26 protein-coding genes, 3 tRNA genes, 1 pseudogene and 1 riboswitch are annotated in these 26,332 nt (G+C 69.7%); of the genes and pseudogenes, 11 read left to right on the forward strand and 19 right to left on the reverse strand.

Features of this window, described 5'->3' with window-relative positions; genetic code table 11:
* From FJ694_RS29045 to acnA, 3 genes are all read left to right on the forward strand, one after another.
* Positions 1-683 (forward strand): DNA mismatch repair MutL family protein (locus tag FJ694_RS29045; protein ID WP_510513690.1); only part of this gene is annotated, 683 nt, incomplete at its 5' end.
* A 207-nt stretch (positions 684-890) separates the two neighbouring features.
* Complete coding sequence (locus FJ694_RS29050) at positions 891-1,694, forward strand: polysaccharide deacetylase family protein (RefSeq protein WP_157271033.1); 804 nt, start codon at positions 891-893, stop codon at positions 1,692-1,694.
* Between the two features lie 118 nt (positions 1,695-1,812).
* A complete protein-coding gene (acnA, locus tag FJ694_RS29055) occupies positions 1,813-4,536 on the forward strand; it encodes an aconitate hydratase AcnA (RefSeq protein ID WP_157271034.1) in 2,724 nt (907 codons plus the stop codon).
* A gap of 74 nt (positions 4,537-4,610) precedes the next feature.
* Here acnA and FJ694_RS29060 read toward each other — a convergent pair whose 3' ends face one another.
* From FJ694_RS29060 to leuE, 6 genes and pseudogenes are all read right to left on the reverse strand, one after another.
* Positions 4,611-4,835 (reverse strand): hypothetical protein, encoded by a 225-nt coding sequence (locus FJ694_RS29060; RefSeq protein ID WP_157271035.1) that lies wholly within the window; start codon positions 4,833-4,835, stop codon positions 4,611-4,613.
* Positions 4,802-5,212 (reverse strand): hypothetical protein, encoded by a 411-nt coding sequence (locus FJ694_RS29065; RefSeq protein ID WP_157271036.1) that lies wholly within the window; start codon positions 5,210-5,212, stop codon positions 4,802-4,804. The genes FJ694_RS29060 and FJ694_RS29065 overlap by 34 nt, the downstream gene beginning before the upstream one ends.
* A gap of 289 nt (positions 5,213-5,501) precedes the next feature.
* Positions 5,502-5,832 (reverse strand): annotated as a pseudogene (locus tag FJ694_RS29070) (YnfA family protein).
* A gap of 395 nt (positions 5,833-6,227) precedes the next feature.
* Positions 6,228-6,659 carry a PaaI family thioesterase gene (locus tag FJ694_RS29075; RefSeq protein WP_157271037.1) on the reverse strand — a complete coding sequence of 144 codons (432 nt, stop codon included), beginning with the start codon at positions 6,657-6,659 and terminating at the stop codon, positions 6,228-6,230.
* 176 nt (positions 6,660-6,835) lie between these two features.
* A complete protein-coding gene (locus FJ694_RS29080) occupies positions 6,836-7,528 on the reverse strand; it encodes a hypothetical protein (RefSeq protein WP_157271038.1) in 693 nt (230 codons plus the stop codon).
* A 116-nt stretch (positions 7,529-7,644) separates the two neighbouring features.
* Positions 7,645-8,304, reverse strand: a complete 660-nt coding sequence (gene leuE / locus FJ694_RS29085; RefSeq protein ID WP_157271039.1) for a leucine efflux protein LeuE — start codon at positions 8,302-8,304, stop codon at positions 7,645-7,647.
* 234 nt (positions 8,305-8,538) lie between these two features.
* On the opposite strand from leuE, the gene FJ694_RS36840 reads away from it, so the two are divergent.
* Positions 8,539-9,426: a PEPxxWA-CTERM sorting domain-containing protein gene (locus FJ694_RS36840; RefSeq protein ID WP_198321055.1), complete on the forward strand. Its 888-nt coding sequence runs from the start codon at positions 8,539-8,541 to the stop codon at positions 9,424-9,426.
* 87 nt (positions 9,427-9,513) lie between these two features.
* Here FJ694_RS36840 and FJ694_RS29095 read toward each other — a convergent pair whose 3' ends face one another.
* Positions 9,514-10,716 carry an ammonium transporter gene (locus tag FJ694_RS29095; RefSeq protein ID WP_157271040.1) on the reverse strand — a complete coding sequence of 401 codons (1,203 nt, stop codon included), beginning with the start codon at positions 10,714-10,716 and terminating at the stop codon, positions 9,514-9,516.
* A gap of 448 nt (positions 10,717-11,164) precedes the next feature.
* Here FJ694_RS29095 and FJ694_RS29100 point away from each other — a divergent pair, with 448 nt between their 5' ends.
* Both FJ694_RS29100 and FJ694_RS36845 read left to right on the forward strand, forming a co-directional pair.
* A complete protein-coding gene (locus FJ694_RS29100) occupies positions 11,165-12,040 on the forward strand; it encodes a PEP-CTERM sorting domain-containing protein (protein WP_157271041.1) in 876 nt (291 codons plus the stop codon).
* Between the two features lie 42 nt (positions 12,041-12,082).
* Positions 12,083-13,027, forward strand: a complete 945-nt coding sequence (locus FJ694_RS36845) for a PEPxxWA-CTERM sorting domain-containing protein (RefSeq protein WP_198321056.1) — start codon at positions 12,083-12,085, stop codon at positions 13,025-13,027.
* A gap of 77 nt (positions 13,028-13,104) precedes the next feature.
* On the opposite strand, the gene FJ694_RS29110 is transcribed toward FJ694_RS36845, so the two are convergent.
* From FJ694_RS29110 to FJ694_RS29125, 4 genes are read right to left on the reverse strand one after another with little or no spacing between them, the layout of a single operon-like run.
* Positions 13,105-13,479, reverse strand: a complete 375-nt coding sequence (locus tag FJ694_RS29110) for an arsenate reductase (protein ID WP_232540274.1) — start codon at positions 13,477-13,479, stop codon at positions 13,105-13,107.
* A gap of 13 nt (positions 13,480-13,492) precedes the next feature.
* On the reverse strand, positions 13,493-14,005 hold the full coding sequence (locus FJ694_RS29115; protein ID WP_157271042.1) for a hypothetical protein: 513 nt from the start codon (positions 14,003-14,005) through the stop codon (positions 13,493-13,495).
* Positions 14,006-14,045: 40 nt separating this feature from the next.
* Positions 14,046-14,555, reverse strand: coding sequence for a hypothetical protein (locus FJ694_RS29120; protein WP_157271043.1), 510 nt, complete (start codon positions 14,553-14,555; stop codon positions 14,046-14,048).
* 53 nt (positions 14,556-14,608) lie between these two features.
* A complete protein-coding gene (locus FJ694_RS29125) occupies positions 14,609-15,769 on the reverse strand; it encodes a PQQ-dependent sugar dehydrogenase (RefSeq protein WP_232540275.1) in 1,161 nt (386 codons plus the stop codon).
* Between the two features lie 50 nt (positions 15,770-15,819).
* Between FJ694_RS29125 and FJ694_RS29130 the strand changes: the two genes are divergently transcribed.
* Both FJ694_RS29130 and FJ694_RS29135 read left to right on the forward strand, forming a co-directional pair.
* Complete coding sequence (locus FJ694_RS29130) at positions 15,820-17,040, forward strand: M20 family metallopeptidase (protein ID WP_157271045.1); 1,221 nt, start codon at positions 15,820-15,822, stop codon at positions 17,038-17,040.
* 126 nt (positions 17,041-17,166) lie between these two features.
* Positions 17,167-17,976, forward strand: a complete 810-nt coding sequence (locus tag FJ694_RS29135) for a universal stress protein (protein WP_157271046.1) — start codon at positions 17,167-17,169, stop codon at positions 17,974-17,976.
* A 180-nt stretch (positions 17,977-18,156) separates the two neighbouring features.
* Here the strand turns inward: FJ694_RS29135 and FJ694_RS29140 are convergent, their stop codons facing one another.
* From FJ694_RS29140 to tolB, 8 genes are all read right to left on the reverse strand, one after another.
* Positions 18,157-19,218, reverse strand: coding sequence for a glycosyltransferase (locus FJ694_RS29140; protein ID WP_198321057.1), 1,062 nt, complete (start codon positions 19,216-19,218; stop codon positions 18,157-18,159).
* A gap of 98 nt (positions 19,219-19,316) precedes the next feature.
* Positions 19,317-19,392: transfer RNA gene (locus tag FJ694_RS29145), tRNA-Lys, on the reverse strand.
* Positions 19,393-19,451: 59 nt separating this feature from the next.
* Positions 19,452-19,527, reverse strand: a tRNA-Lys gene (locus FJ694_RS29150).
* A gap of 29 nt (positions 19,528-19,556) precedes the next feature.
* Positions 19,557-19,632, reverse strand: a tRNA-Lys gene (locus FJ694_RS29155).
* A gap of 201 nt (positions 19,633-19,833) precedes the next feature.
* Entirely contained in the window at positions 19,834-20,616 is a 783-nt protein-coding gene (locus FJ694_RS29160; RefSeq protein WP_157271068.1) for a tRNA threonylcarbamoyladenosine dehydratase, read from the reverse strand.
* A 32-nt stretch (positions 20,617-20,648) separates the two neighbouring features.
* Positions 20,649-21,422 carry a tol-pal system protein YbgF gene (gene ybgF / locus FJ694_RS29165; protein WP_157271047.1) on the reverse strand — a complete coding sequence of 258 codons (774 nt, stop codon included), beginning with the start codon at positions 21,420-21,422 and terminating at the stop codon, positions 20,649-20,651.
* Positions 21,423-21,424: 2 nt separating this feature from the next.
* Entirely contained in the window at positions 21,425-21,976 is a 552-nt protein-coding gene (gene pal / locus FJ694_RS29170; RefSeq protein WP_375140267.1) for a peptidoglycan-associated lipoprotein Pal, read from the reverse strand.
* Between the two features lie 91 nt (positions 21,977-22,067).
* Complete coding sequence (gene tolB / locus FJ694_RS29175) at positions 22,068-23,375, reverse strand: Tol-Pal system beta propeller repeat protein TolB (RefSeq protein ID WP_157271048.1); 1,308 nt, start codon at positions 23,373-23,375, stop codon at positions 22,068-22,070.
* Positions 23,376-23,576: 201 nt separating this feature from the next.
* Positions 23,577-23,712: riboswitch (ZMP/ZTP riboswitch) on the forward strand.
* An 83-nt stretch (positions 23,713-23,795) separates the two neighbouring features.
* On the opposite strand from tolB, the gene glyA reads away from it, so the two are divergent.
* The 3 genes from glyA (at position 23,796) to FJ694_RS29190 (ending at position 26,323) form a co-directional block, all read left to right on the forward strand.
* Positions 23,796-25,046, forward strand: a complete 1,251-nt coding sequence (glyA, locus tag FJ694_RS29180; protein ID WP_157271049.1) for a serine hydroxymethyltransferase — start codon at positions 23,796-23,798, stop codon at positions 25,044-25,046.
* A 101-nt stretch (positions 25,047-25,147) separates the two neighbouring features.
* Positions 25,148-25,585, forward strand: a complete 438-nt coding sequence (gene nrdR / locus FJ694_RS29185) for a transcriptional regulator NrdR (RefSeq protein ID WP_157271050.1) — start codon at positions 25,148-25,150, stop codon at positions 25,583-25,585.
* A 162-nt stretch (positions 25,586-25,747) separates the two neighbouring features.
* Positions 25,748-26,323, forward strand: coding sequence for a GspH/FimT family pseudopilin (locus FJ694_RS29190; RefSeq protein ID WP_198321059.1), 576 nt, complete (start codon positions 25,748-25,750; stop codon positions 26,321-26,323).
* Positions 26,324-26,332 lie beyond the last annotated feature (9 nt).

A 26,332-nucleotide genomic window follows, 5' to 3' on the forward strand; every position in this document is an offset into this window, starting at 1 on the left:
TGGACGGCGGCCCCGCGCCGGCGCTGCGCGAGGACGCGCGCGGCGCGGTGCCGGCCGCCACGCCGCCGCAGGGTGGCGGCATGGCCGAGGGCACCGCCTGGCCGCTGGGCCGGGCGCTGGCGCAGGTGGGCGGCGTGTACGTGCTGGCCGAGAACCAGCAGGGCCTCGTGATCGTGGACATGCACGCGGCGCACGAGCGCATCGTCTACGAGCGCCTGAAGCGCGCGCGCGCGGCGCAGGGCCGGCTGCCGTCGCAGCCGCTGCTCATTCCCGAGGCGATGCCGGCCTCGCCCACCGAGATCGCCACGGCCGAGGCCGAGCGCGAGGCGCTGCTGGAGCTGGGCCTGGACGTGGCGCCGCTGTCGGCCTCGTCGCTGTCGCTGCGCAGCCGCCCGGCGGCGCTGCCCGATGCCGACCTGACGGAACTCGTGCGCTCGGTGCTGGCCGAGCTGGCGCAGGTGGGTGCCAGCCGCGTGGTGCAGCGCGCGCGCGACGAGGTGCTGGCGACCATGGCCTGCCACGGCGCGGTGCGGGCGAACCGGCGGCTGACCCTGGAGGAGATGAACGCCCTGCTGCGCGACATGGAAGCCACCGAGCGCGCCGACCAGTGCAACCACGGCCGCCCGACCTGGCGCCAGGTGACGATGAAGGAACTCGACGGGCTGTTCCTGCGCGGGCGCTGAAGACGCGTGACGCGTGGCGCGTCGGCCCGGCAGGCCCTGCGGCTGGCCGGCGGCTCGGCCCGGGCCAGGGCCGGCCGAGGCCCCGCCCCTAGAATACGGGGCCTCCCCGGCCGGCGCCGCCACGGCCGTCACGGCCCTTGCCGCCGGCCCCCGCCGGGCTGCGCGCCCCGTCCAGACCTCCCACCCTGCCCCGCGGGGCCGCCCGCCATGTCCACATCGTCCGTGACGCCCTCCTACCCTGCGCCCGCCGCGGGCCTGCCGCCGGTGTCGGTACTCATGTACCACCAGGTCGGCCGCTTCCCGAAAAGGCCCGAGGCGCACCGGGCCAGCTACTGCGACGTCGGCCGCTTCGCCGCGCAGATGGCGCTACTCAAGTGGGGCGGCTACCACGTGCTCAGCCTGGAGCAGCTGCACCGTGGCCTGTTCGGCGGTGCCGGGCTGCCGCCGCGCAGCGTGGTGCTGACCTTCGACGACGGCTACGAGAACTTCCGCGAGTTCGCCTGGCCGGTGCTGCGGCGCCACGGCTTCCCGGCCGCGGTGTTTCTGGTCACCCGGCACATCGGCGGTGGCTCGGACTGGGTGTTGCCGGCCACGCGCAGTGCGCCGCTGATGGATGCCGCCGCCGTGCGCGAGCTCGACGCCCAGGGCGTGACCTTCGGCTCGCACACGCTCAGCCATCCGCGGCTCGCGCAGCTCGACGCGCCCGCCATGCGCCGCGAGATCTTCGACAGCAAGGCGGCGCTGGAAGACATGCTCGGCCATGCCGTGCCCGACTTCTGCTACCCCTACGGCAACTACGACGCGCGCGCGCGCGACCTCGTGGCCGAGGCCGGCTACCGCACCGGGCTGACCTGCATCCGCGGCGCGGCCAACACCGCGTCCAATGCCTTCGAGCTGCCGCGCAAGGCCATTTCCTGGGGCGACAACGTGCTGGGCTACGCCTGGAAGCTGCACATGAAGCACGAACGCAAGGACCGCAAGGGCACCGCCGGGGCCCAGGGCTACGCCTGAAGCCGCCGGCCTGTACCGCCCCGGCACCGTCCCGGGGCAGGCAGCGGCCAACCCGGCATGCGCAGGCGCATTCCTTGCCCCGACTCCCGGTTCTTCGACAACCCGGGAGACTGATGCCATGCCGCACGCCTTTGCCGACACGCTCACCGAGTTCTCCTCCGCTTCCGGGCGCAGCGGCAAGTACTTTTCCTTGCCGAAACTGGCCCAGCGCTGGCCCGGCGTGAACCGGCTGCCGGTGTCGCTGCGCATCGTGCTGGAGAGCGTGCTGCGCAATTGCGACGGCAAGAAGGTCACGCCGGCCCACGTCGAGCAGCTCGCCGGCTGGCAGCCGACGGCACAGCGCGAGGACGAGATTCCCTTCGTCGTGGCGCGCGTGGTGCTGCAGGACTTCACCGGCGTGCCGCTGCTGGCCGACCTGGCCGCCATGCGCAACGTCGCTGCCGAGCAGGGGCGCAACCCGAAGCTGATCGAACCGCTGGTGCCGGTGGACCTGGTGGTGGACCACTCGGTGATGGTGGACCACTACGGCACCCCCGCAGCGCTGGACCTGAACATGAAGCTCGAATTCGAGCGCAACCGCGAGCGCTACGAGTTCATGAAGTGGGGCATGCAGGCCTTCGAGACCTTCCGCGTGGTGCCGCCGGGCTTCGGCATCGTGCACCAGGTCAACCTGGAGTACCTCGCGCGCGGCCTGCACCGCGACCACGACGGCGTGAGCTATCCCGACACCCTGGTCGGCACCGACAGCCACACCACCATGATCAACGGCCTGGGCGTGGTGGCCTGGGGCGTGGGCGGCATCGAGGCCGAGGCCGCCATGCTCGGCCAGCCGGTGTACCTGCTCACCCCCGACGTGGTCGGCTTCGAGCTGACCGGGGCGCTGAAGGAAGGCGTCACGGCGACGGACCTGGTGCTCACCGTCACCGAGATCCTGCGCAAGCACCGCGTGGTCGGGAAGTTTGTCGAATTCTTCGGCGAGGGCACCCGGTCGCTGGCCCTGCCCGACCGCGCCACCATCGGCAACATGGCGCCCGAATACGGCGCGACCATGGGCTTCTTCCCGGTGGACGAGCGCACCGTCGAATACCTGCGCGGCACCGGCCGCAGCGAGGCCGACATCGAGCTGTTCGAGGCCTACTGGAAGGCGCAGGGGCTGTTCGGCGTCTCGCGCGCGGGCGACATCGACTACTCCGCCGTCGTCTCGCTGGACCTGTCCACCGTGCAGCCCAGCGTGTCCGGCCCGAAGCGGCCGCAGGACCGCATCGAACTCGGGAAACTCTCCAGCACCTTCGCCGAACTGTTCAGCAAGCCGGTGCCGCAAAACGGCTTCAGCCAGCCGCCGGAGAAGCTGCAGCAGGTGTTCACCACCAGCAACGGCCTGGACATCCGCAACGGCGACGTATTGATTGCCGCCATCACCTCCTGCACCAACACCTCCAACCCCGGCGTGCTGCTGGCGGCCGGGCTGCTGGCCAAGAAGGCGGTGGAAGCCGGGCTGACGGTGCAGCCGCACATCAAGACCTCGCTGGCGCCCGGCTCGCGCGTGGTGACCGAATACCTGACCCGCGCCGGACTCCTTCCCTACCTGGAAAAGCTGGGATTCGCCGTGGCGGCCTACGGCTGCACCACCTGCATCGGCAATGCCGGGGATTTGACGCCCGAATTGAACGAGGTCATCTGGCGCAACGACCTGGTTTGCGCCGCGGTGCTGTCGGGCAACCGCAATTTCGAGGCGCGCATCCACCCCAACATCAAGGCCAATTTCCTGGCCTCGCCGCCGCTGGTGGTGGCCTATGCCATTGCCGGCACGGTGATGAAGGACCTGATGACGGAACCGGTGGGCACCGGCACCGGCGGACGGACGGTTTATCTCGGCGACATCTGGCCCAGCAGCGACGAGATTCACGCGCTGATGAAATACGCCATGGACCCGGAGGCGTTCAAGAAGAACTATGCCCAGGTGGAAAGCGCGCCGGGCCCGCTGTGGCAGGCCATCACCGGCGTGACCGGGCAGGTCTACAACTGGCCGGAAAGCACCTACATCGCCCAGCCGCCCTTCTTCGAAGGCTTTACCTTGCAGCCCAAGACGCTCGTCTCCGGCGTGAAGGGGGCGCGCATCATGGCGCTGTTCGGCGACTCGATCACCACCGACCACATTTCCCCGGCCGGCTCGATCAAGGAAGCCTCGCCGGCCGGTCAATACCTGATCGAGCACCGGGTATTGAAGCCCGATTTCAACAGCTATGGCTCGCGCCGCGGCAATCACGAGGTGATGATGCGCGGCACCTTTGCCAACGTGCGCATCAAGAACCTGATGCTGCCCCTGAAACCGGACGGCGGCGTGGAGGAAGGCGGCCTGACCCTGTACCAGCTCGCCGGGCCGGAACAGGGCGAAAAGATGTTCATCTACGACGCGGCCATGAAATACCAGGCCGCGGGCGTGCCGACCGTGATCTTTGCCGGCGAAGAATACGGCACCGGCTCCAGCCGGGACTGGGCGGCCAAGGGCACGCAGCTGCTGGGCATCAAGGCCGTGGTGGCGCGCAGCTTCGAGCGCATCCACCGATCCAACCTGATCGGCATGGGCGTGCTGCCGCTGCAATTCCGCGGCGACGATTCCTGGCAGACGCTGGGGCTGATCGGGGATGAAACCATCGACATCGAGTTGCCCCCGGGCGAGCCGCGGCCGCTGAGCGAGGCCACATTGATCATCCGGCGCGGGGATTCATCGACGCAGCGGGTGACGGTCGTCCTGCGGATCGACACGCCGATCGAGGTCGATTACTACAAGCACGGGGGGATTCTGCCGTTCGTGTTGAGGCAGTTGCTGGAAGCGGCGTGATTTCTGCGGCTTGCTGGCCTCTGATGTGAAAAAGCCGCCTCGGGGCGGCTTTTTCCATAGTTGGTTTGAAACAATCAGGCGACGGATTTCTTCTGACGCCTGTAAGCCACCCAGACACCCAAACCAGTTCCAGCGAAACCCGCCACCAACAAAATTGGCAATGCCGTTTCGTAAGGAAGATCCGGCCAGAACTGACCCATTGTCAAAAGGGAAATCCCGATGCCCAATACAAAACCAATCAACCCTCCCAAAACCATACGCAACATCATGCCCACCTTGCCCTGGGGCAATTGGTCCAACTACCAACATCCGAGCCGCCTGCCTTGAAAACCTCTTCGACAAACGATGCACAGTTGTTGGGCAGCACCAACCAACGCCACCGACGAATGGAATACTCCTCAAGCTTAGCTTGCGCCGCATCAGGATCGGGAATTTGAACCCAACGGCGATATATTTCTCTTTTTCCGTTTTCGTGCAAATAGCGCTTATAGCCTTGAGCATTCATAAACCATGGATAATCATTCAAACCATCTACATGAAAATAAAATCGTCCTGCATTTACCATTGCATGCCCGCACAAATTGGGACCTGTCCCACTGACAACGACTACATGCGCTTGATGCCAGTCGAAAGGCACCGCGCCACAGGACATGAGTCGTTCACCTCGGTAAGCCATGTGTCCTCCTTCAACGAGTGTGATGGGGAATCCGGTATGACCCATTGCCCGACTGCTGGATACCGGGCGACCACTATCCGCACGTCTTTACCCCTCGTTCGTGGTTTCGGGAGAATACCAAGACTTGATCGGCAGCGAGATGGAAAAACCTGGATCGCTTCCACCTCAACAATACATGGGCGGTAATGAGCCGTTCACGGCTCCTCGGACTCCGAGCGCTGTTTTGCTGCTGCCGCGGCCGCCCGCTCCGCCTTGAAATTCCGCCACCGACTCTTCGACATCGACCCAATCAATCATCCCGCGGCGCAAACATGATGATCGCCATCCCCGCCATCGCCACCGCCGCTCCAATCAAATCCCAAGCCGTCGGCCGGATGCCGTCCACAGCCCAGAGCCAGAGAATGGCCACGAAAACATAGACGCCGCCATAAGCCGCATAAACCCGCCCCGCCGCCGTAGGGTGCAGCGACAGCAGCCAGGCAAACAAAGCCAGGCTGAGGGCAGCGGGCAGCGGGCAGCAGCAGCCAGGCACTCTTGCCTTGCTTTAGCCACAGATACGGCAAATAGCAGCCGACGATTTCGGCGACGGCGGTGAGGAGGAAAAGGAACAGGGTTTTCAATTCAGGCCCATGAAAGATTCAACGTGTCGGCTGGCCTCCATTGTGGGCGATAGTCTCAACGCGCCATCAAGCTCCCTATATCTGCGATGGGCTTGTTGTTGCTACGGCATGCTGAATCGTTCAGACCATGGAAAGGAGTCAAAGTATTGTTTCGCCCACCGTTCTTGACCCAAAACACCCGTCAGCCCGTCAGCACAAGCGCTCCGCACCCTCACCCGTCATTCCGGCGAAAGCCGGAATCCACGAGCATTGCCATGCCTCGCTGGCCCCTGTGGGCAAATTCCAACGCCAGCCATTCCACCAGCACGGCGCGCGTGGATTCCGGCTTTCGCCGGAATGACGAAGCAGTTGGCGCAACTGTTCAGCCGCCGGACCCCATTCGAACGGCCAGTCGATCACCCCTTCGGCCACAAAATCATCTGCGTGCACCGAAACAGCGCAATCGTCTTCCCGCTCGCCTCGTCCGTCACCACCGCATCCCAGACCTGCGTCGTCTTGCCCAAATGCTGCGCCGTGGCGATGCAGGCAATCGCGCCCTCGCGCACGGTGCCCAGGTGATTCGATTTCAGCTCGATGGTGGTGAAAGACAAGGCCCCTGCGGGCAAATGCGCGATCGTGGCGTAGCCGCAGGTGGTGTCGGCCAGCGCGACGACGCTGGCGGCATGCAGGAAATCATTGGGCGCAAAATGCAGCTTCTTTACCGGCATGCGGCTGCGCAGCCGACCCTGGGTCAGCTCCAGCATTTCCGCACCCAAATAGCCGGGCAGATACTCGGTGCCGGCCTGGTTGAGGGAGGAGATGGTGATTTCGGGGCGGAGGGTGGTCATAAATCGGCTCCTCAGTGGTGTTGAAAATGGAGGGAGGCATTATTCAGAGGGAGCAGAAGGCAAGACCTGACCACACCCTTGATCACCAAGCCTCATGAATACCGCATATATAACAATTTCTTGCATTAATAGGTCAGATAATTATAAAACCCAATTCACCATCTCTTGCGACCTTATCAGTCTTCCTTAAAAGCATCCCGCCCTTCTTGGGCAGACCAATAACCATTTACCTGAATCCGGTCGGGTTCGCTGGGAGAAAGGAATATATTAAAATAAAAACCAGGAGGCCGACCTGGTTCTGTAGCTTTTGACCGCTCGTCTGAAATGACAACTTTATAAACGTGCCTATACTCATCAATACCGGCCGAACGACGCCGATCTGTTACTCTTGACAAAACTCCCATTCCGAACTTAGATGTTGGAGGCACACTGAGAAGCAATGGCCGCCCCACCAGATCCTCCAGTACCACCGAAACTACGGTATACCAGTTTGACATACCAGTAAGCAAAAACGTTGGCACCGAAAATTCAACAAACAACATTAACAACTCTTGGCGAAGAGTGACCAAACCAAGCGCATCAAGAATGGTTCTCAACTCCACGTCGAAATTTGCATTACTTGGCGCAACGCAAAATATCGAGTCAATTTTTTCGATAAGAATCAAAGCACCAGAATTACGACCTAACTCCGCATGCTGAAGCCAATCGCAATACATAGCACACATCGGAAAACGGGGACGCAGCCTTTTTGCTTCTAAGATTAGGCGAATGAGGCGAAACAAATTAAGGATTTCGGCTTTGGTTGTTTTTCCACCTTTAGCCAGTTGACTGAGCTCTCGCTTGAGCGGAGTTAGGGGATCATATGTCATGATTTTCTCCAGAGCTAATTGCGTAAATAAATAATCAACAAGCCAATGACAGGAATTTCATTGCTTCGCGACATATTTGTTGCATATTCCCCGACACATATTTAAAGCCAAAGATTTTATCTTAATGTTCCTCCCGCCAACTTCACCCCAAACCCAATAAACGCCGCCCCCACCCCGCCCGTGCCGACCGCCGAAAGCCGCTGATACCGCCGAACGCGTTCAGCGAGTTTGCTTCCGGCGAATATCAAGAGGGTGAGATAAGCCGCGCTGAAAATCTGCACGATCGCCCCCAGGATGAAGAACGACAGTGCCGGGTATTCGTAGTCCGGCGAGACGAACTGGATGAAGAAGGAGACACAGAACAGGATCGCCTTCGGATTCAGCAGGCTGATGGTCAGCGCGGTGCGGAAGGGGTGGGCGTCGCGCACCACCGGCGCGGCGGCGGTTTCCACGGCAGCCGCGGGCGCCGTCCCGCGCCAGCCCTGCCACGCCGAGCGCAGCAGCTTGAAGCCCAGCCACGACAGGTACGCCGCCCCCGCGTACTTCAGCGCGAAGAACAGCGCCGGGTAGGTGCTCAGCAGGCTGGCCACGCCGCAGGCCGAGAGCGTCATCAGCACGGTGTCGCCCGCGAAGATGCCGGTCGCCCCGCGCCAGCCGGCCGCCGCGCCCTGCCGCGAGGCCAGCGTCATGACGTAGAAGGAATTGGGGCCCGGCAACAGGATGATGAGGATGGTGCCGAGGACGAAGCCGTAGAGGTCGGTGATGCCGTAAACCATCCGGCGATTCTCCATTACTTCCGGACACAACCCCGCAACGAAGTGCCCGCACCTGCCTGAAAAGGGTATTGCCGTCCGTCAGAAGTTGTCCCTGGCCGTGGACCGCCCGTCTGCAAACGTTGCGGCGCTCCCGCGCCCGGGCCAGCGCAATGCGGGCATGGCCGCGCGGCGCGGGCGGCGGGACGATGCCGGTCCCCTGGGGAGGGGTCGGTCCGCTCGATGGAGGTGCCTGCCATGCCGGCTTCGATCGCTCCCTGGCTGCTCGCCGCGCTGGCCACGCTGCCCGCCGCAGCCCTCGCCAAGGTCCGCGGCAGCGTGCAGCTCAGCCACTTCGGCTGGTCGCTGATCGACCTGCGCCCGGACGACGGCATCGCGCCGGGGCTGGGCATCTTTCCCGGCGGCTCCCGCGCCGCCTTCGAGGCCAGCGTGCACGAGCGGCGCGGCGACGCCAACGGCAACCCGCTGCCGGGCGACGACGGCGAGTCGCGCCGGGAGCGGGACATCATCGAAGGCCTGTTCCTGCCGACGCTGCAGGCCAGTGCGGCGCTGCCGCGTTCCGGCGCCACGGTGCGCATGGGCGGCGCGGCGGCCGACCGCGCCTTCAGCCTCCTGGCCCAGGGTCATGCCGGCAGTACCCCGGACGACACCGGCGCCTACCATTTCCTCGCCCAGGGCACCCCGGCCGCGGTGCCCGACCCGGCCGGCAACCCGGCCCTCGTCCTCACGCCCTACACGCGGCTGGTCTGGACCGGGGACCTGAGCATGGCGCTCAGCCACGAACCCTTCCTGCGTGGCGGGCGCAGCGAGTCCGCCCAGGGCAGCTTCCAGGCGTGGCTGGTCGGACCCGGCAGCAAGCTCATCGACCACGACGCCCAGCAGCTCAACCTCAACCCCCGCGACCCGGCCGCCAAGCAGCGGGACCGCCGCGTGCGCCTGGACTGGATCAACGACGGCGCCGAGGCGGCCAGCGCCTGGATGCTGCTGTCCGTCCACGTCGCGGGCAGCTCGCGCTACGCGCCCGGCCCGCCCATCCCCGAGCCCGCCACCTGGGCGCTGCTGGCCGGCGGGCTGGGCGTGGTGGGCCTGGCGGCTCGGCGCCGCAAGACCTGCAGCAGCGCCTGAAAGCAAAACGCCGCGGCAGGGAAGCCGCGGCGTCTCGTCCTCGCGTACACCGGCCCGCCGCAGCGCCTGCGGCAGGCCCAGGTTGGCTCACCAGCTCGGCTCGCGCTCCGGCGTCGCGCCGATGCGGTGGATGGACAGGTCCGCCCCGTCGTACTCCTGCTCGTGCGTCAGGCGCAGGCCCACGGCCTTGCACAGCACGCCGTACACCAGCAGCCCGCCGGCGAAGGCCCAGGCCACGCCCGCGAGCGTGCCGATGAGCTGCGACAGGAAGCTCACGCCGCCCAGGCCGCCCAGCGCCGTCTGCCCGAAGATGCCCGCCGCGATGCCGCCCCAGGCGCCGCACAGCCCGTGCAGCGGCCACACGCCCAGCACGTCGTCGATCTTCCAGCGGTTTTGCGTGAGCGTGAACGTGACGACGAACAGCGCGCCCGCCACCGCGCCCACCACCAGCGCGCCGGCCGGGTGCATCAGGTCCGAGCCCGCGCACACCGCCACCAGCCCGGCCAGCGGGCCGTTGTACGCGAAGCCCGGGTCGTTGCGGCCCAGCAGCACGGCGGCCAGCGTGCCGCCCACCATGGCCATGAGCGAGTTCACCGCCACCAAGCCGGAGATCTTGTCGATGGTCTGCGCGCTCATCACGTTGAAGCCGAACCAGCCCACGGCCAGTACCCAGGCGCCCAGCGCCAGGAACGGGATGCTCGAAGGCGGGTGCGCGCTCATGGCGCCGTCCTTCCTGTAGCGGTTGTTGCGCGGGCCCAGCCACAGCACGGCGGCCAGCCCGATCCAGCCACCCACCGCGTGCACCACCACGCTGCCGGCGAAGTCATGGAACTCGGCGCCGCCCACCGATTTCACCCATTCCTGGAAACCCAGCTGGCCGCCCCACACCAGCCCTTCGAAGAACGGGTAGAAGAAGCCGACCAGGACGGCGGTGGCGACGAGTTGCGGGTGGAATTTCGCCCGCTCGGCGATGCCGCCCGACACGATGGCCGGAATCGCCGCGGCGAAGGTGAGCAGGAAGAAGAATTTCACCAGCTCGTAGCCGTTGCGCGCGGCCAGGGTTTCGGCACCGCTGAAGAAATTCACGCCATAGGCGACGGTGTAGCCGATGAAGAAATAGGCAATCGTCGAGACGGCGAAATCCACCAGGATCTTCACCAGCGCGTTGACCTGGTTCTTCTTGCGAACCGTGCCCAGCTCCAGAAAGGCGAAGCCCGCGTGCATCGCCAGCACCATGATGGCGCCCAACAAGATGAACAGGGCGTCCGTGCCCTGCTTGACCTGATCCATTCCCCACTCCCCTGATGCCTTCAGGGCGCCCTCCATCGGCGCGCCTGCACCACCTCCCGGCGGCCATGCACCAGGAACCGCAAGTTCAGTGCCCGGAATGGTGCGGATTTTGCACGGCTTGACGCACCAACAATGGGCGACAGCGCTCTACCGGGATTCCGCCTTGGTGCACCCGAATCCGAGTGCGCACCAAGGCGGCGCCTTCGGTGTGCCGGGCCATATCTTGGGTCAGGCGGCACAATGCTGCGAAATTTGCAGGGCCTTTTTCTGCGCATGCCTCAATTCATATTCGGGAGTCTGTCATCAACCGTTCCGCCGGTGTCCGGGCGTGAATATGTTCGCCTTTCAATCCCGCGCGGCGGCGGGGTTTGCGCGGGGCCGGCTCCGGTCCACATTCAGGTGGCCTGATTTCCCTGGGCGCTGGTTTTGGGCTGAACGGGAGCATGCGATGAATCACCGGACCTGGCCGCCGGCGCTGTGCGCCGTGCTGTTGTTTTCGCCGCTGGCGGCGTGGTCGGATACCTCGGCCACTGCCGCGCTCACGAATTTCGGCTGGCGGCTGGTGGATCTGAATCCCGATGACGGCATCGCACCGGCACTGAGCTTCAACGACGCCCCGTGGTTCACGGGCGTGGGGGCCAACGCGGCCGAGGGCCCTTGGCCCGACGGCGTGAGCCTGCCGCCGCAGAGTGCCAACGCGAGCCGCAGCTACGGCGCGTACTTCTCGCGCTTCCCGCAGCTTGCGCGCGAGGCGGCCACGGCCCATGCCTCGGCGGCCGTCATGCTGTCGGGCGACGTCGCCGCGCAGACCTACAGCGCCGTGGCGAGCGGCCAGTCCCGCAACACCCGGGCCGACCCGCTGTTCAGCAGCAGCTTCTTCGCCAACTACATCGTCAACAGCCAGGCGCCGCTGCCCGGGCTGCCGCCCATGACGCTCACGCCGTTCACGGCGGTGGTGTGGAGCGGCGAGCTGCTGCTGCAGGCTTCCACCACGCTGCCCATCCGCGGCAACCGCTTCGAGCAGGCCGGCGCCAATGCGGTGCTGGAGTTGCGCGACCGCGCCACCAACGAGCGCCTGGCGAGCTTCAGCGAGTTCATCGCGACGCGCCGCTACCGCGCCGAGTCGGTCAGCCGCGCCCTGCCGCTGTCGCTGACCTGGGAGAACGCTACCGCGTCGGCCGCCACTGCCTGGTTCGACACCCGGCTGACGGCCTACGGCAACTCCTTCCAGCCCGTGCCCGAGCCGGGCACCTGGGCGCTGACGCTGTGCGGCGTGGCGCTGCTGGCCGGCGTGGCGCGGCGTTCGCGCGCGCGCGGCGGCTGAGGCCCGGCCTCCACGCCCCCTTCACCGCACAGGAGCGCCGCCATGAACCACCGCCGCACCACGCCGGCCCTGTCCCTGCTTGCCCTGTCGCTGGCCGCTGCCGCCGCGCCGGCCCGCGCCGACATCCTGGCCGAGGCCCGCATCAGCAACTTCGGCTACTCGCTGGTGGACCTGCGGCCCCGCGATGGCAACGCGCCGGGCATCGCCTTCTCGACCCTGGCCCCAGCCCTGGGCGGCGGCAGCGAGGTGAACTCGGAAATCGGCTATCTCGATCGCCGCATCGACCCCGACGGCTTCGGCCTGGGCGCGCAGGACCGGGCGCAGGACGGCTTCCGCATCTTCTCGCCGCTGTCCGCCGGCGCGTCGCTGCCGGGCATCAGCACCTCGGGCTCGATGTCGGGCTCGCTGGCCCAGCGCAGCTTCAGCTACGGCGCCACGGGCCGCTTCGACCTGGGCGGCGCCAGTGGCGCGAACTGGCTGGGCACGGGCTTCCGCACCGACACCGCGCCCGTGACCGCCGGCCCGGGCGGGCCCGGGCTCGACGTCTTCGTGCTCGCGCCCTACACGCGGGTGGCGTGGTCGGGCCGGGCGTCGATCCGGCTGCAGGCCACCGACGACCTGGGGCCCGGCGCCTGGCACTTCACCCAGGGCTACGTGGGCTTCGACCTGTCCAGCGAATCCGGGCAGCGCGCCCAGTACGGCCAGTACCGGTCGCTGAACCAGCAGGGGCCGGGCAAGCGCGTCTTCGAGCAGGCCTTCAGGCTGGGCCTGTCCAACAACAGCGCCACCCCCTTGCTGGTGAGGATGTCCGCCGTCAGCACGGCCTCCACCCAGATCTACCGGCCGAGCAGCCTGGCCGTGTCCCCCGTGCCCGAGCCCGGCACGTGGGCGCTGCTGCTGTGCGGGCTGGGCCTGGTCGGCGCGGCGGCAGCCCGCGCTCGGCGCGGCCATGCGGGCCTGGCGGCGCCGGCTACGGTCGCGGCCTGAAGGTCCGAGGCCTGGGGTCCGAGGCCTGGGGTCCGAGGCCTGGGGTCCGGGGCCCTGGGCCGGCACGGCGCGGTGCGTCAACCGGCCAGCCGCGCCTGCCACGCCGCCGCGTCGAAGCCCGCCGTCACGGCGCCGTCGCCCCACTCCACCACCGGGCGGCGGATCAGGCTGGGCTGCGCCCGCAGCAGCGCCAGCGCGCCGTCGGGCGAGGCCTCGGCCGCGGCGCGCTGCGCGTCGTCGAGCTTGCGCCAGGTGGTGCCGCGGCGGTTGACGAGCGCATCCGCGCCGCCCAGCGCCTGGCTCCAGCGTTGCAGTTGCGCCGCGTCGGGCGGCTGCCTCTTGAAGTCCACGAACTCGTGCTCGCGGCCCTGGGCGGCGAGCCAGGCGCGGGCGCGCTTGACGGTGTCGCAGTTGGGGATGCCGTGCAGGCGGGGGATCGTCGTCGTGCTCAAGGTCGTTGTCGTCTCATCGGAAGCCGAAGCCGAAGCGCTCGTTGCGCTCGCAGCGGGGGTCGGGGCCGTAGGCGGCGTCGGCCGTGCGGTCGCCCACCACCGAAATTTGCCACCACAGGCAGAACGGGCCCTCGTAGCGGTAGCTCCAGACCTGCCCGGGCTGCCAGCCGCCGCCGCGCACGTAGGCCGGGCGGCCGATGCGGCGCAGCATCTCCTGCACCGGCATGCCGGGCGTGATGGCATTGAAGTTGTTCTCGGTGAGCACCTGCTGCCAGCCGGTGACGCGCCCGCCCGGGTCGAGGTCGATCATGTAGGTGTGGAAGCCCATGGGCCCGCGCGCGTATTCCAGCCGCGTGCCGCCGCCGGGGTTGGCGTGGCGCGCGTTGGGCGGCCCGCCCATGAGCTGCTGCACCTGCGCCGCGTCCATGCCGGGCGTGACCTTGGCGGGGGAATAGGTGGCGCAGCCGGACAGCAGCGCCGCGGCCAGCACGGCGCCGGCCAGGAGGCATCTCGGGACGGGTTTCATGGGCAGGGCTCCAGGCAAGGCATCGGAGGCAGCCGCCGCGTCACCTGGGGCCGCCGGCATCGGGCGGGTCGCAGCGCGGGTCGGGACCGTAGGCGGCGTCCTTGACCACGTCGCCCACCACCGAAATCTGCCACCACAGGCAAAACGGCGAGGAGTCGTAGCGGTAGGTCCAGACCTGCCCCGGCTGCCAGCCGCCGCCGCGCGTCTGCGCCGGGCGGCCGAGGCGCCACAGCATCTCCCGCACCGGCATGCCGGGCGTGATGGCGTTGAAGTTGTTCTCGGTGAGCACCTGCTGCCAGCCGGTGACGCGGCCGCCCGGGTCCAGGTCGATCATGTAGGTGTGCAGCCCTGCGGGGCCGCGCGCGTACTCCAGCCGCGTGCCGCCGCCCGGGCCCGGGTAGCGCCCGGTGGGCGCGCCGCCCATGAGCTGCTCGACCTGCGCCGCGTCCATGCCGGGCTGGACCCTGGCGGGGGAATAGGTGGCGCAGGCGGACAGCAGCAGGGCCGCCGCCGCCGCCAGCAGCGGCAAGGGTTTCGGCAGTCGCTTCATGGCGCTCGTCGAGCAATCCAAGGGCCACCGCGCGCGCGAACCCGGCCCGAGGTTCAGCCCAGGCGCAGCAGCCGCCCGTCGCTGCCGTCAGTGAGCAGGTAGATGCGCCCGTCCGGGCCCTGGCGCACGTCGCGGATGCGCTCGCCCAGGCCGGCCAGCAGCCGCTGCTCGCCGGTGACGCGGTCGCCGTCGAGCGTGAGGCGCAGCAGCCGCTGCGCCTTGAGGGTGCCGATGAGCAGGCTGCCCTGCCAGCCGGGATAGCGGTCGCTGGTCACGAAGGCCATGCCGCTGGGCGCCACCGAGGGTACCCACGTGCGCAGCGCGGGCGCCACGTCGGCGCGGGTCTCGCCCTGGCCGATGGCGGCACCGCTGCCGTACTCGCGCCCGGCGGTGACCACCGGCCAGCCGTGGTTGCGTCCGCCCGTGACGATGTTGAGCTCGTCGCCGCCCTGCGGCCCGTGCTCGTGCGTCCACAGCGCGCCGGTGGCCGGGTGCAGCGCCGCGCCCTGCACGTTGCGGTGGCCCCAGCTCCAGATCTCGGGGCGCGCGCCGGCGCGGTTGCGCAGCGGGTTGTCGGCCGGGACGCTGCCGTCGGGCTCGATGCGCACGATCTTGCCGATGTGGTTCGACAGGTCCTGCGCATCGTCGCGGCGCGAGAAGCGGTCGCCCAGCGTGACGAAGAGCCGGCCGTCGCGGCCGAACACCAGCCGGCAGCCGAAGTGCGCGCTGCTGGACACCTTGGGCTCCTGGCGGAACACCACCTTCACGTCGGAGAGCCGCGCGCCGTCGAGCACGGCGCGCGCCACGGCCGTGCCGTTGCCGCGCCCGCCGGGGCCGGGCTCGCTGTAGCCCAGGTAGATCGCGCGGCTGCTGGCGAAGTCGGGCGCGGGCACCACGTCGAGCAGGCCGCCCTGGCCGCCGTCGTCCACTTCGGGCACGCCTGCCAGTGCCGGGCCGGGGCGGCCGTCGGCCACCACGCGCAGCCGGCCGGCCTTCTCGGTGACGAGCATGCGGCCGTCGGGCAGGAAGGCCAGGCTCCAGGGCCGCTGCAGGCCGCGCGCGACGGTCGCCACCTCGGGCTCGGACGCGGACGCGGACGCGGATTCGGCCGCGGGCTGCGCGCGCAGCGCCGGCGCGGCGCCCAGGCCGGCCAGCAGCGCGGAGCCGAGCAGCGCGCGGCGGGCGGGATCGGGGACAAGGTCGGGACGTTTCAAGAAGGCACCTCCAGGCGTTGCGCCCACCAGGCCACCGGGACAATGGCCGCATGAGCGCATCGCCCTCCGACTCCCCAGACGCGGCCGGCGTTCCGGAAGATTCCATCGTCGCGCTGCTGCGCGCGCTGGTGCGCATCCCCAGCCGCGCCGGCGAGGACGACATGGCGCCCGTCGTGGCGGCGGTGCAGCGCTGGCTGGCGTCGCAAGGCCTGGCCTTCGAGCGGCTGGACGACCCGCGGGGCGCGCCGCTGGCGCTGGTGGCCGAGGTGGCCGGCACCGCGCCGGCCGCGGCGCAGGCGCGGCGGCCCTGGATCGTGCTCGACGCCACGCTCGACACCGCCGGCTTCGGCGACCCGCGCGCCTGGCGTTTCCCGCCCACTTCGGCCCACGTTGAGGACGGCCGGCTGCACGGCCGCGGCAGCGCCGACTCGAAGGCCGGCGCGGCCCTGTTCTGCCACCTGCTGCGCGACTTCGCGGCGCGGCGCCACGCGTTCCGCGGCCGGCTCACGCTGCTGTTCGACCTGGACGAGCACACCGGCGGCTTCGCCGGCGCGCGCGCGTTCTTCGAGGGCCCCACGAAGCCGCGGCCCGACGGGGTGTGGATCGGCTATCCCGGCTGCCACCGCATCGTCGCCGGCGCACGCGGCTTCCTGCGCGCACGCGTCACCGTGCCGGGTGTCGCGGCGCACGCGGGCGGCGGCACGCGGCGCGGCGTCAACGCGGTGCTGCGCGCGGCCGAGCTGGCGCTGGCGCTGGAGGCGGCCGCCCTGGGCCGCGACGGCGCCATGGCCGGCTTCCCGCACCCGGGGCAGCTCACCGTCACGGCGCTGCACGGCGGCTCGGGCTTCACGCAGGTGCCCGACCGCTGCGAGCTGGCGCTGGACCTGCGGCTCACGCCGGCCTTCGGCGCGCGGGCCGCGCGTGCCGGCGTCGAGGCGCTGCTGCGCGCGCACGACGCGCGCTGGGCGCCGGCGGCCGCGTGCGCCATCGAGTGGATCGACGGCTGGCCGGCGTACCGGCTGGCCGACGACGCGCCGCTGGTGGCGGCGCTGCGCGACGCGGCGCTGGAGGTGCTGGGGCAGCGGCTGCCGACGGTGGCGGCCGGGCCCTCGAACATCGGCAACTACCTCGCGGCGCGGGGCATCCCGGCGCTGTGCGGCTTCGGCGTGGCGGGCGGGAACGTGCACGCGGCCGACGAGTCGGTCGAGATCGCATCGATCGCGCCGGTGTGGCGGGTGATGCGCGCGGCGCTGGCGCGGCTGCTGGCTTGAGCTGCGCCAAGCCGCGCCGAAGTGCTGCGCCGGCGGGGACGCGCGCTTGATCCAGCACAAGCCGGCGCGGGCGGCGCCTTCCTAGATTGGCCGCACACCGCAACGCAATACCGAGGGAGAGCCTCCATGAACCCGATCGCCTCCATCCTCCTGCACGTCGATCCGTCGCCGCGCTGCGCCATGCGCATCGGCGTGGCCGCGCAGCTGGCGCAGCGCCTCGACGCCACCGTGACGGCGCTCTACACCGCCGCGCCGGTGCCGTCCGTGGGCCGCGGCTTCCTGTCCGAGGGCCAGGGCCTGGTGCTGGCGCCGGCGCTGGACGCCGAGCGCCGCGCGCAGGCGCGCGCCCTGTTCGACGCCGCGCAGCCGGGCGCGCGCGTGCGCTGGAGCGAGACCGACCCGAGCCGCCCGCTGGTGCCGGCCTTCGTGCGCCAGGCGCTGCTGCACGACCTGGTGGTGCTGGGCCAGCACGACCGCGACGACCCGGCCGGCCCGGGCGTGCCGGCGGACTTCGTCGAGACCGTGGTGCTCGACAGCGGCCGCCCGGTGCTGTCGGTGCCCTATGCCGGGCGCTTCGGCGACGTCGGCCGCAACGTGCTCATCGCCTGGAAGCCCACGCGCGAGTCGGCGCGCGCGCTGGCCGCGGCGCTGCCGCTGATCCAGAGCGGCGCGCGCGTGCACGTGGCCAGCTGGGACCACGACCCGCACGAGATCGAGCCGCTGCTGCGGCTGCACGGCATCGAGGCGCAGTACCACCGCGAGGGCCCGGCGCCGCACAGCCTGGGCGACGCGCTGCTGTCGCTGACGGCCGACCACTCCATCGACCTGCTGGTCATGGGCTGCTACGGCCACAGCCGCGCCCGCGAGCTCATGCTCGGCGGCGCCAGCCGCACCGTGCTGCAGTCCATGACGGTGCCGGTACTGCTGGCGCATTGACGCCGCACGGGACGCCAGGGCTGCCTCTTTTTGGCGCACGCCCGGCACCGTCACGGTGCATCAAGCACTTGGCGCCGCTGTGTTCAGGCGGTCCACAGAGTTATCCACACGAACTGGGGAAAACCCTATGTATGCATGAGGATCCTGGGGCCGCTCCCGGGCGGCCGGGCGGGCGCCGGCTCAGCGTGCGCGTCCGCGCATCAGCCGGTCATAGAGTTCCAGATAGGCCTGCACCACACGCTCTTCGCCATGCTCGCGCTCCACGGTGTCGAACCCGGCTTCAGCCAGCGCCGCGGCTTCGGGCGCGCTCAGCGCCGCCAGGCGGCGCAGTCCCTCTGCCAGCCCGGCCGGGTTCCTGACCGGGGCCAGCAGCCCGTTGCGGTCCTCGGTGATGAGCGTCAGCGCGCCCTCATTGCGCGTGCTCAACACCGGCAGGCGGTGCCGCCAGGCCTCCAGGATCACATTGCCCAGCGCCTCGCGGCGCGAGGAGCAGACGAACAGCTCGGCCAGCGCATAGAAGGGCTCGGTGTCGTCCTGCCAGCCGGGCAGGCGCACCCGCGCCTGCAGCCCCAACTGCGCGACCTGCGCCCGCAGCTCGGCCATGCCGGGCCCGTCGCCGGCAATGACCAGCACCAGCGGCCGCGCGCCGGGGACGTCGGGTACCAGAGCCAGCGCCTCCAGCAGGTCGGTGAAGCCCTTGCACTCGACCATGCGCCCAAGCGTCAGCAGCACCCGCGCGTGCTCGGGAATGTCCAGCTGCCGGCGCAGCGCCGCGACGTCCTGCGCCGGTACCTCGCGCGGCGCGGCCACGAAGTTGCCGATCAGTGTCACGCGCTCGGCCGGCAGCCCGGCGGCGAGCAGGTGGTCGCACACCGCCTGCGAGTTGCCGATCCAGGCGTCGGCATGCTCGAAGGCACCGCGCACCCGGTAGAAGCCGCCCAGCCGCGCCACCAGCTGCGCCGGGCTGTGGGCGGGCAACCGCGTCAGCCGCGTGGCGCGGCTCATGTAGGTCTGCACGATGTCCGGACGGCGCTGCGCGATCAGCCGCGTGAGCCGCCAGCGCGAGAGCACGTCCCACGTCGCCGCCATCGGCAAGTGCACCTGCTCGATGGCCGGGTCAAGCGTGCGCGCCACCGGACTGTCCGGGCGCGTCACCGCCAGCGGCGGCTGGCCGGCGCGCGCCAGTGCCTCGACCAGCCGGATGTAGAAGCGCTCGGCGCCACCCAGCGCACGACTGGCCACGACATGGATGCTGCGAATCACGATGAAGGCCCGTTGAAATTCCCAAAAAAAAGGACCCAGGCCGCTACAGCCTGGATCCTTTATTTTCAGCTTGATTTTGGTGGGCCCTGAGTGACTCGAACACTCGACCTACGGATTAAGAGTCCGCTGCTCTACCAACTGAGCTAAGAGCCCGAATTCACGAAAACCGAAGTACCGCCTTCTGTGCGCCGAGAAATTGCCTGCCGGGTTTTTGGTGGGCCCTGAGTGACTCGAACACTCGACCTACGGATTAAGAGTCCGCTGCTCTACCAACTGAGCTAAGAGCCCCCGAAGACAAACTTCCCTCGCGGCGATGGTGGTGGGTTGTGCAGGATTCGAACCTGCGACCTACGGATTAAAAGTCCGCTGCTCTACCGACTGAGCTAACAACCCGCTGCGTCATTCGCGAAGCCTTGCATTCTAGCAGTGGTTTTTGCGTTTGCAAAGCCCCCGCCACTTTTTTTCGTAGCCCCTTCGCGGCGGCGCTTCCCGTGGACCGGGGGACGCCGTCCGCGCCGCCTGCAGCGCCGCGACAGGGATGCGTGCGCACGCTCCCTTCGCGGCGCCCAACAACGGCCCGGCCGCGCCCGGGGCTCAGCGCCGCGCCAGCACCAGCCGCACGGCTTCCGCCGCCGCCACCATGCCGAAGGTGGCGGTGACGGTGACGCTGGAGCCGTAGCCGTGGCAGTTGAGGCTGCCGTCCATGCTGCAGGCGGTGTCGCCCGGCGGCACGCTCACGCTCTCGCGAGAGAACACGCAGCGCAGCCCGATGTCGCCCTGGCGCGGCGCGTCGTTGGCCTTGCGCAGCCGCTGGCGCAAGCCCGCCAGCAGCGGGTCGTGCGTGGTGCGCGCCAGGTCGTCCACCTCCACGCGTTGCGGCTGCAACTTGCCGCCGGCCGCGCCCACCGCGACGAAGGGCAGCTTCTGCCGCAGCGCCCACGACGCCAGCGCCAGCTTGGCCTTGCTCTGGTCGCAGCAGTCGATGAGGCCGTCCACCGCCGCGGGCAGCAGCGCCGGCCAGTTGCCGGGCTCGACGAAGTCCTCGACGCAGGTGACCTCGCAGCCCGGGTGGATGTCGGCGATGCGCGCGCGCAGCGCCTGCACCTTGGCCATGCCCAGCGTCGAGCCCAATGCCTGCACCTGGCGGTTGACGTTGGACTCGGCCACGTGGTCCAGGTCGATGAGCGTGAGGCCGGCCACGCCGCAGCGCGCCAGCGCCTCGGCCGCCCAGGAGCCCACGCCGCCCACGCCCACCACCGCCAGCCGCGCGGCGCGCAGCCGGGCATAGGCCGCGTCGCCGTGCAGCCGGCGCAGCCCGCCGAAGCGCCGCTCCAGGTCGGCCTCGTCGAGCGCGGCGGCCTCGGGCAGCGCCAGCAGCGCCTCGCCGCCCTCGGCCGCGGTGGCGACCTTCACTTCAGCGCCGCCAGCCGCTCACGGCCGGCCACCGCCGCTTCGGACTGCGGATAGGTCTTCACCAGCTGGTCGAGCGTCGCGCGCGCCGCCCGGGTGTCCTTGGCCTCGACCTGCGCGTTGGCCGCGGCCAGCAGCGCCTCGGGAGCCCGCGGGTGCTGCGGCGCCGCCGCCACGAAGGCGCGGAAGGTGGCGATCGCCTCCTTGTAGTCGCGCTTGCCGTACTGGGCGTTGCCCAGCCAGTAGCGCGCGGTGTCGGCATAGCCGCTTTGCGGCCAGCGCTTGAGGAAGGCTTGGAACGCGGCCACCGCGGCGGGGAAGTCGGCGCTGCGCATCTGCGCCACGGCCTCGTCGTACTGGCGCTTCTCGTCCACCTCGGCGGTGAACTCGCGCCCGTCGAGCGTGACCTTCTGCGGCTCGATCTTGCGGATGCGCTCCTCCACGCCCTGGGCGATGTCCTTCTGCCTGCGCTGCAGCTCGGAGAGCTCGCGCGCGAGCTGCTCGTTGCTGCCGCGCAGCGTGGCCATCTCGGCGCGCTGGGTCTCGATCTGGTTGTTCAGGTCCACCAGGCTGCGTCGCAGGCTCGTGATCTCCTCCTGCAGCTGCGCGTCCAGCGCCTTCTGCGCCCGGGCCGCGTCCTCGACCTGCTTGCGCAGGTCCAGGATGGCGCGCCGCGCGTCGTTGTCCGCGAAGAGCTGGGCCTGGGCCGCCGGCAGCGCCAGCGCGGCGGCCAGCGCCACGGCCAGGGCCGGAAAGCGCGGTGCGAGGCGCATGGTCAGCGGTCCTTGATCTCGACGCGGCGGTTCCTGGCCCACGCGCCTTCGTCGCTGCCCTGCACCGCCGGGCGCTCCTCGCCGAAGCTCACCGGCTCCATCTGGTTGGCCGCCACGCCCAGCAGCGACATCGAGCGCACCACGGCCTCGGCGCGCTTCTGGCCCAGCGCCAGGTTGTACTCGCGGCCGCCGCGCTCGTCGGTGTGGCCTTCCACGCTCACGCGCCGGGCGCGGTCGCCGTTGAGGCGCCGGGCCTGGCCCTCGACCACCGGGCGGTACTCGTCCTTGACCACGAAGCTGTCGAAGTCGAAGTAGACGATGCGCTGGGCGCCGGCCGCGGCGGCGTTGGGGTCCACGCTCACGGTCGTGACCTGCGACTGCGGCGCCGCGCCCGCGCCCGCGCCCGCGCCGGCACCGGCGCCCGCGTTGGCGTCGGCCCCGGGCGTGCGCGTCTCCACCGGGGTTTCGTTGAGCTTGACGCCCGAGGCACAACCGGCCAGCAGGGCCGCTATCGCCAGCGCGCCGAGGCTGCCACGCATTGCATTCATCACCATCTCTCCTTGAATCAAGAACACGAATGAAAAATCCTGGGCCCCTCGCCAGGGCCGCGGTATGAGCCTGCGCGACGGCGCCGGGTTCACGACTTCAGCGCCCGAACGGCCCCCACGTGGGCTCGCGCACGTCCGCGCCCGAAGAAAGCAGCCGCGTCTTGATGCGGCCGTCGAGCGTGGTGGTCATGAGCACGTCGCGCCCGCCGCTGCGCGTGGCGTAGATCAGGAGCTTCCCGTTGGGCGCGAAGCTCGGGCTCTCGTCGTCGCTGGTGTCGGTGAGCGCGCGCGGGCTGCCGCCATCGGCCAGGTCCATCAGCATGAGCTTGAAGGCGCCGCCCTGGCGCGTGATGTAGGCCATGGCGCGGCCGTCGGGGCTGATGGCCGGGCTGATGTTGTAGCTGCCGGCGAAGGTCACACGCTCGGGCGAGCCGCCGGAGGCGCTCATGCGGTAGATCTGCGGGCTGCCGCCGCGGTCGCTGACGAAATAGATGCGCCCGTCGGGGGCGAACACCGGCTCGGTGTCGATGGCCGAGCTGCTGGTGAGGCGGCGCACGTCGCCGCCGCTGCGGCTCATCAAGTGCAGCTGCGAACCGCCCTCGCGGGAGAGCGTCACGGCGAGCTGGCTGCCGTCGGGCGACCAGGCCGGGGCGCTGTTGCTGCCGCGGAAGTCGGCCACCTTGCGCCGCGCGCCGCTGGAGATGTCCTGCACCCAGACCACGGCCTTCTGCGTCTCGAAGCTGACGTAGGCCAGCTCGCGCCCGTTGGGCGACCAGGCCGGGGAGATGATCGGCTCGGGGCTGGACAGCGCCACCTGCCCGCCCTCGCCGTCGGCGTCGGTCACGCGCAGCGAGTAGCTGCGCCCGGCGCGCACGACGTAGGCGATGCGGGTGGAGAACACGCCCTTGTCGCCGGTGAGCTTCTCGTAGATGGCGTCGGCCACGCGGTGCGCGGCCAGGCGCAGGTCGGCCGCCGGCACGGCGTAGGCCTGGCCGCCCAGGTCGGCGCCCTTGACCACGTCCCAGAGCTTGTGGCGCACGTCGAAGCGGCCGTCGGCCAGGCGGCTGACCGAGCCCACGGCCAGCGCATCGACGTTCTTGCCCTTCCACTCGCTCATCACCGGCAGCGAGCCCTCGTCGAGCACGCCCGGCGCCTCGATGGCGCGGAACTGGCCGCTGCGCTCCAGGTCGGCGCGTACGATCTCGCCGATGGGCTGGTTGCCGAGCTTCTCGTCGCGGAAGCGGCCGATGGCGATGGGGATCTGCGTGGCGCCGACGCCGCTGATCTCGACGCGGAACTGCGCCAGCGCCGGCGCGCCCACGGCCGCACCCAGCGCGCCCAGCGCCGCCAGCACGGCCCGGCGGCTCGGGGGCACGCGGGGGGAATCAAGCTCGGAAGGGGTCATGTAGGAAGCCAGCAGGCAGCCAAAAGCGGGGGATTCTAGGCAAGCGCCGCGCCCGAAGGAGGGATGGCGGCGCGGGCGCGACCGCCTCCTCACGCTTTGGACGCGCCAGCGGTTGACAGTGGGCGCGGCCATTTCGGGCCGGCCCGTCACCCGGGCCCACGCCGGGGCCACGCCGGGGCCATCCTCCCCCTCCGCTACACTGGCGGCCCGCGCGACTGGCGATAGGGGCTTCAATGGCAAGCCCCGAGGTGGAGGACCACCGTGGAGCGCGGGCGGTCGATGGGCCCTCTTCCGGGTGTCCCGCGGCCGTATCAAGCCGTTCGCCTGGGCAGCCCTTCCCGTCCGTGCCGCCGCCTGCTTTCGAGCCCGCTTCGTGCCGGACGCCGGGACACCTCCACACGCCTTCAGCCGAGGACTGCCATGTTCGACCGCACCCAATCCACCCTTGCCCAAGTTGACGCTGAGCTGTTCGCCGCCGTGCAGGCCGAGAACCGCCGCCAGGAAGAGCACATCGAGCTCATCGCCAGCGAGAACTACACCTCGCCCGCGGTGATGGAAGCCCAGGGCAGCCAGCTCACCAACAAGTACGCCGAGGGCTACCCCGGCAAGCGCTACTACGGCGGCTGCGAGCACGTGGACGTGGTCGAGCAGCTGGCCATCGACCGCCTCAAGCAGCTCTTCGGCGCCGAGTACGCCAACGTGCAGCCCAACTCCGGCTCGCAGGCCAACCAGGGCGTGTTCTTCGGGCTGCTGCAGCCCGGCGACACCATCATGGGCATGAGCCTGGCCGAGGGCGGGCACCTGACGCACGGCATGCAGCTCAACATGAGCGGCAAGTGGTTCAAGGTGGTCAGCTACGGCCTCAACGCCCAGGAAGACATCGACTACGAGGCGATGGAGCGCCTGGCCCACGAGCACAAGCCCAAGCTGATCATCGCCGGCGCCTCGGCCTTCGCCCTGCGCATCGACTTCGAGCGCTTCGCCAAGGTGGCCAAGGCCGTCGGCGCGTACTTCATGGTGGACATGGCCCACTACGCCGGCCTGATCGCCGCAGGTGTCTATCCGAACCCCGTGCCGCATGCCGACGTGGTGACCTCCACCACGCACAAGAGCCTGCGCGGCCCGCGCGGCGGCATCATCCTGTGCAACGACGAGGCCATCGCCAAGAAGATCAACTCGGCGATCTTCCCCGGCATCCAGGGCGGCCCGCTGATGCACGTCATCGCCGGCAAGGCCGTGGCCTTCAAGGAGGCGCTGTCGCCCGAGTTCAAGGCCTACCAGGAGCAGGTGGTCAAGAACGCGCGCGTGCTGGCCGAGACGCTCGCCGAGCGCGGCCTGCGCATCGTCAGCGGCCGCACCGAGAGCCACGTGATGCTGGTGGACCTGCGCCCGAAGAACCTCACGGGCAAGGAAGCCGAGGCCATCCTCGGCCAGGCCCACATCACCTGCAACAAGAACGGCATTCCCAACGACCCGCAGAAGCCGATGGTCACCAGCGGCATCCGCCTGGGCTCGCCGGCCATGACGACGCGCGGCTTCAAGGAAGAGGAAGCGCGCCAGACCGCGCACCTCATCGCCGACGTGCTCGACAACCCGCACGACGCCGCGACCATCGAGCGCGTGCGCGAGCAGGTCAAGGCCCTGACCAGCCGCTTCCCGGTCTACGGCTGAGGCACCGGGATTGCCGCTTGAACTGAACCCGTCGCAGTCCCTGGGCCAGGCCATGGCCCGGGCCCTTCGACGGGCTCGGGGCGAACGGAGAAAGTGAATCCATGCGCTGCGTCTACTGCGCCCACGCCGACACGCAGGTGGTCGAGACCCGCGAGGCCGACGACGCCGTGCGCCGGCGCCGGCGCTGCCAGAAGTGCGAGCGCCGCTTCACCACCTACGAGCGCGCCGAGATCACGCTGCCCGCGGTGGTGAAGAAGGACGGCTCGCGGGTGGAGTTCGACCGCGCCAAGCTGCGCGCCTCGATGCAGCTGGCGCTGCGCAAGCGCCCGGTCGGCACCGAGCAGGTGGAAGCCGCGCTGGAGCGCATCCAGGAGCAGCTGCTGCAGGACGGCCAGCGCGAGGTGCCCACGGCGCGGCTGGGCGAGCTGGTCATGCGCGAGCTGCAGAAGCTCGACAAGGTCGCCTACGTGCGCTTCGCCTCGGTCTACCGCAGCTTCGAGGACGTGGACGAGTTCCGGCAGATCATCAAGGACATCTGATCCGCGCCGCCTGATGCGCGCCGTCGGGTCCGTGCGACCCGATTCACGTTTTCCCGCCCGGCCGAGTTGTCCCGGGCGCAACGGTTCAATCCTCCCATGCGGCGCGCGCGGCCGCCGCCTACCGTGCCGGGCATCGACTGTCTCTTCATTGCGAGGAGCGCCATGCCCGCCGCCCGCCTCCGCAGTTCCCGGCCTCGTCGCCACCCGCGTCCCGCCCCGCGCGGCCTGAGCCTCGTCGAAAGCCTGGCCGTGCTGGCGGTGCTGGCCATTGCCGCCGGCGTGGCGCTGCCCAATTTCTCGGCCCTGGCCGAGCGCCAGCAACTCCAGACCGCCGCGGCGCGCTTCGAGGACGACGTGCGCTTCGCGCAGGACAGCGCCGTGCTGCGCGCGCAGTCGGTGCGACTCAGCTTCCACGACGACGCCGACGCGCCGCGCTGCTGGCTGGTCCACACCGGCGAGATCGCCCAGTGCCGCTGCGACGCCGCCAACGGCACCGCCGCCTGCGACGCCCCGGCGCAGCTGTTGCGCGTGCACACGCTGCCGGCCCACGCGCCGCTGCGCCTGGCCGCCAACGGCGCGTCGATGCGCTTCGGCGCCGTGCGCCGCACCACGACGCCGGCCCTGACGCTCACCCTCACCGCGCGCAGCGGCGCCAGCGTGCGCGAGGTGGTCAGCGTCATGGGCCGCGTGCGCGGCTGCTCGCCCGGCGGCGCGGTGGCGGGTTTCAAGAGCTGCTGACACGCTCGT

The sequence above is a fragment of the Azohydromonas aeria genome, assembly GCF_009760915.1.
Lineage (GTDB): Bacteria > Pseudomonadota > Gammaproteobacteria > Burkholderiales > Burkholderiaceae_C > Azohydromonas > Azohydromonas aeria.

Excerpts from the sequence above, each read along its gene's own strand:
- FJ694_RS29050 (WP_157271033.1), top strand. The coding sequence starts at position 891 with ATGTCCACATCGTCCGTGACGCCCTCCTACCCTGCGCCCGCCGCGGGC.
- acnA (WP_157271034.1), top strand. The coding sequence starts at position 1,813 with ATGCCGCACGCCTTTGCCGACACGCTCACCGAGTTCTCCTCCGCTTCC.
- FJ694_RS29065 (WP_157271036.1), bottom strand. The coding sequence starts at position 5,212 with ATGGCTTACCGAGGTGAACGACTCATGTCCTGTGGCGCGGTGCCTTTC.
- FJ694_RS29075 (WP_157271037.1), bottom strand. The coding sequence starts at position 6,659 with ATGACCACCCTCCGCCCCGAAATCACCATCTCCTCCCTCAACCAGGCC.
- FJ694_RS29080 (WP_157271038.1), bottom strand. The coding sequence starts at position 7,528 with ATGACATATGATCCCCTAACTCCGCTCAAGCGAGAGCTCAGTCAACTG.
- leuE (WP_157271039.1), bottom strand. The coding sequence starts at position 8,304 with ATGGTTTACGGCATCACCGACCTCTACGGCTTCGTCCTCGGCACCATC.
- FJ694_RS36840 (WP_198321055.1), top strand. The coding sequence starts at position 8,539 with ATGCCGGCTTCGATCGCTCCCTGGCTGCTCGCCGCGCTGGCCACGCTG.
- FJ694_RS29095 (WP_157271040.1), bottom strand. The coding sequence starts at position 10,716 with ATGGATCAGGTCAAGCAGGGCACGGACGCCCTGTTCATCTTGTTGGGC.
- FJ694_RS29100 (WP_157271041.1), top strand. The coding sequence starts at position 11,165 with ATGAATCACCGGACCTGGCCGCCGGCGCTGTGCGCCGTGCTGTTGTTT.
- FJ694_RS36845 (WP_198321056.1), top strand. The coding sequence starts at position 12,083 with ATGAACCACCGCCGCACCACGCCGGCCCTGTCCCTGCTTGCCCTGTCG.
- FJ694_RS29115 (WP_157271042.1), bottom strand. The coding sequence starts at position 14,005 with ATGAAACCCGTCCCGAGATGCCTCCTGGCCGGCGCCGTGCTGGCCGCG.
- FJ694_RS29120 (WP_157271043.1), bottom strand. The coding sequence starts at position 14,555 with ATGAAGCGACTGCCGAAACCCTTGCCGCTGCTGGCGGCGGCGGCGGCC.
- FJ694_RS29130 (WP_157271045.1), top strand. The coding sequence starts at position 15,820 with ATGAGCGCATCGCCCTCCGACTCCCCAGACGCGGCCGGCGTTCCGGAA.
- FJ694_RS29135 (WP_157271046.1), top strand. The coding sequence starts at position 17,167 with ATGAACCCGATCGCCTCCATCCTCCTGCACGTCGATCCGTCGCCGCGC.
- ybgF (WP_157271047.1), bottom strand. The coding sequence starts at position 21,422 with ATGCGCCTCGCACCGCGCTTTCCGGCCCTGGCCGTGGCGCTGGCCGCC.
- pal (WP_375140267.1), bottom strand. The coding sequence starts at position 21,976 with ATGGTGATGAATGCAATGCGTGGCAGCCTCGGCGCGCTGGCGATAGCG.
- tolB (WP_157271048.1), bottom strand. The coding sequence starts at position 23,375 with ATGACCCCTTCCGAGCTTGATTCCCCCCGCGTGCCCCCGAGCCGCCGG.
- glyA (WP_157271049.1), top strand. The coding sequence starts at position 23,796 with ATGTTCGACCGCACCCAATCCACCCTTGCCCAAGTTGACGCTGAGCTG.
- nrdR (WP_157271050.1), top strand. The coding sequence starts at position 25,148 with ATGCGCTGCGTCTACTGCGCCCACGCCGACACGCAGGTGGTCGAGACC.
- FJ694_RS29190 (WP_198321059.1), top strand. The coding sequence starts at position 25,748 with ATGCCCGCCGCCCGCCTCCGCAGTTCCCGGCCTCGTCGCCACCCGCGT.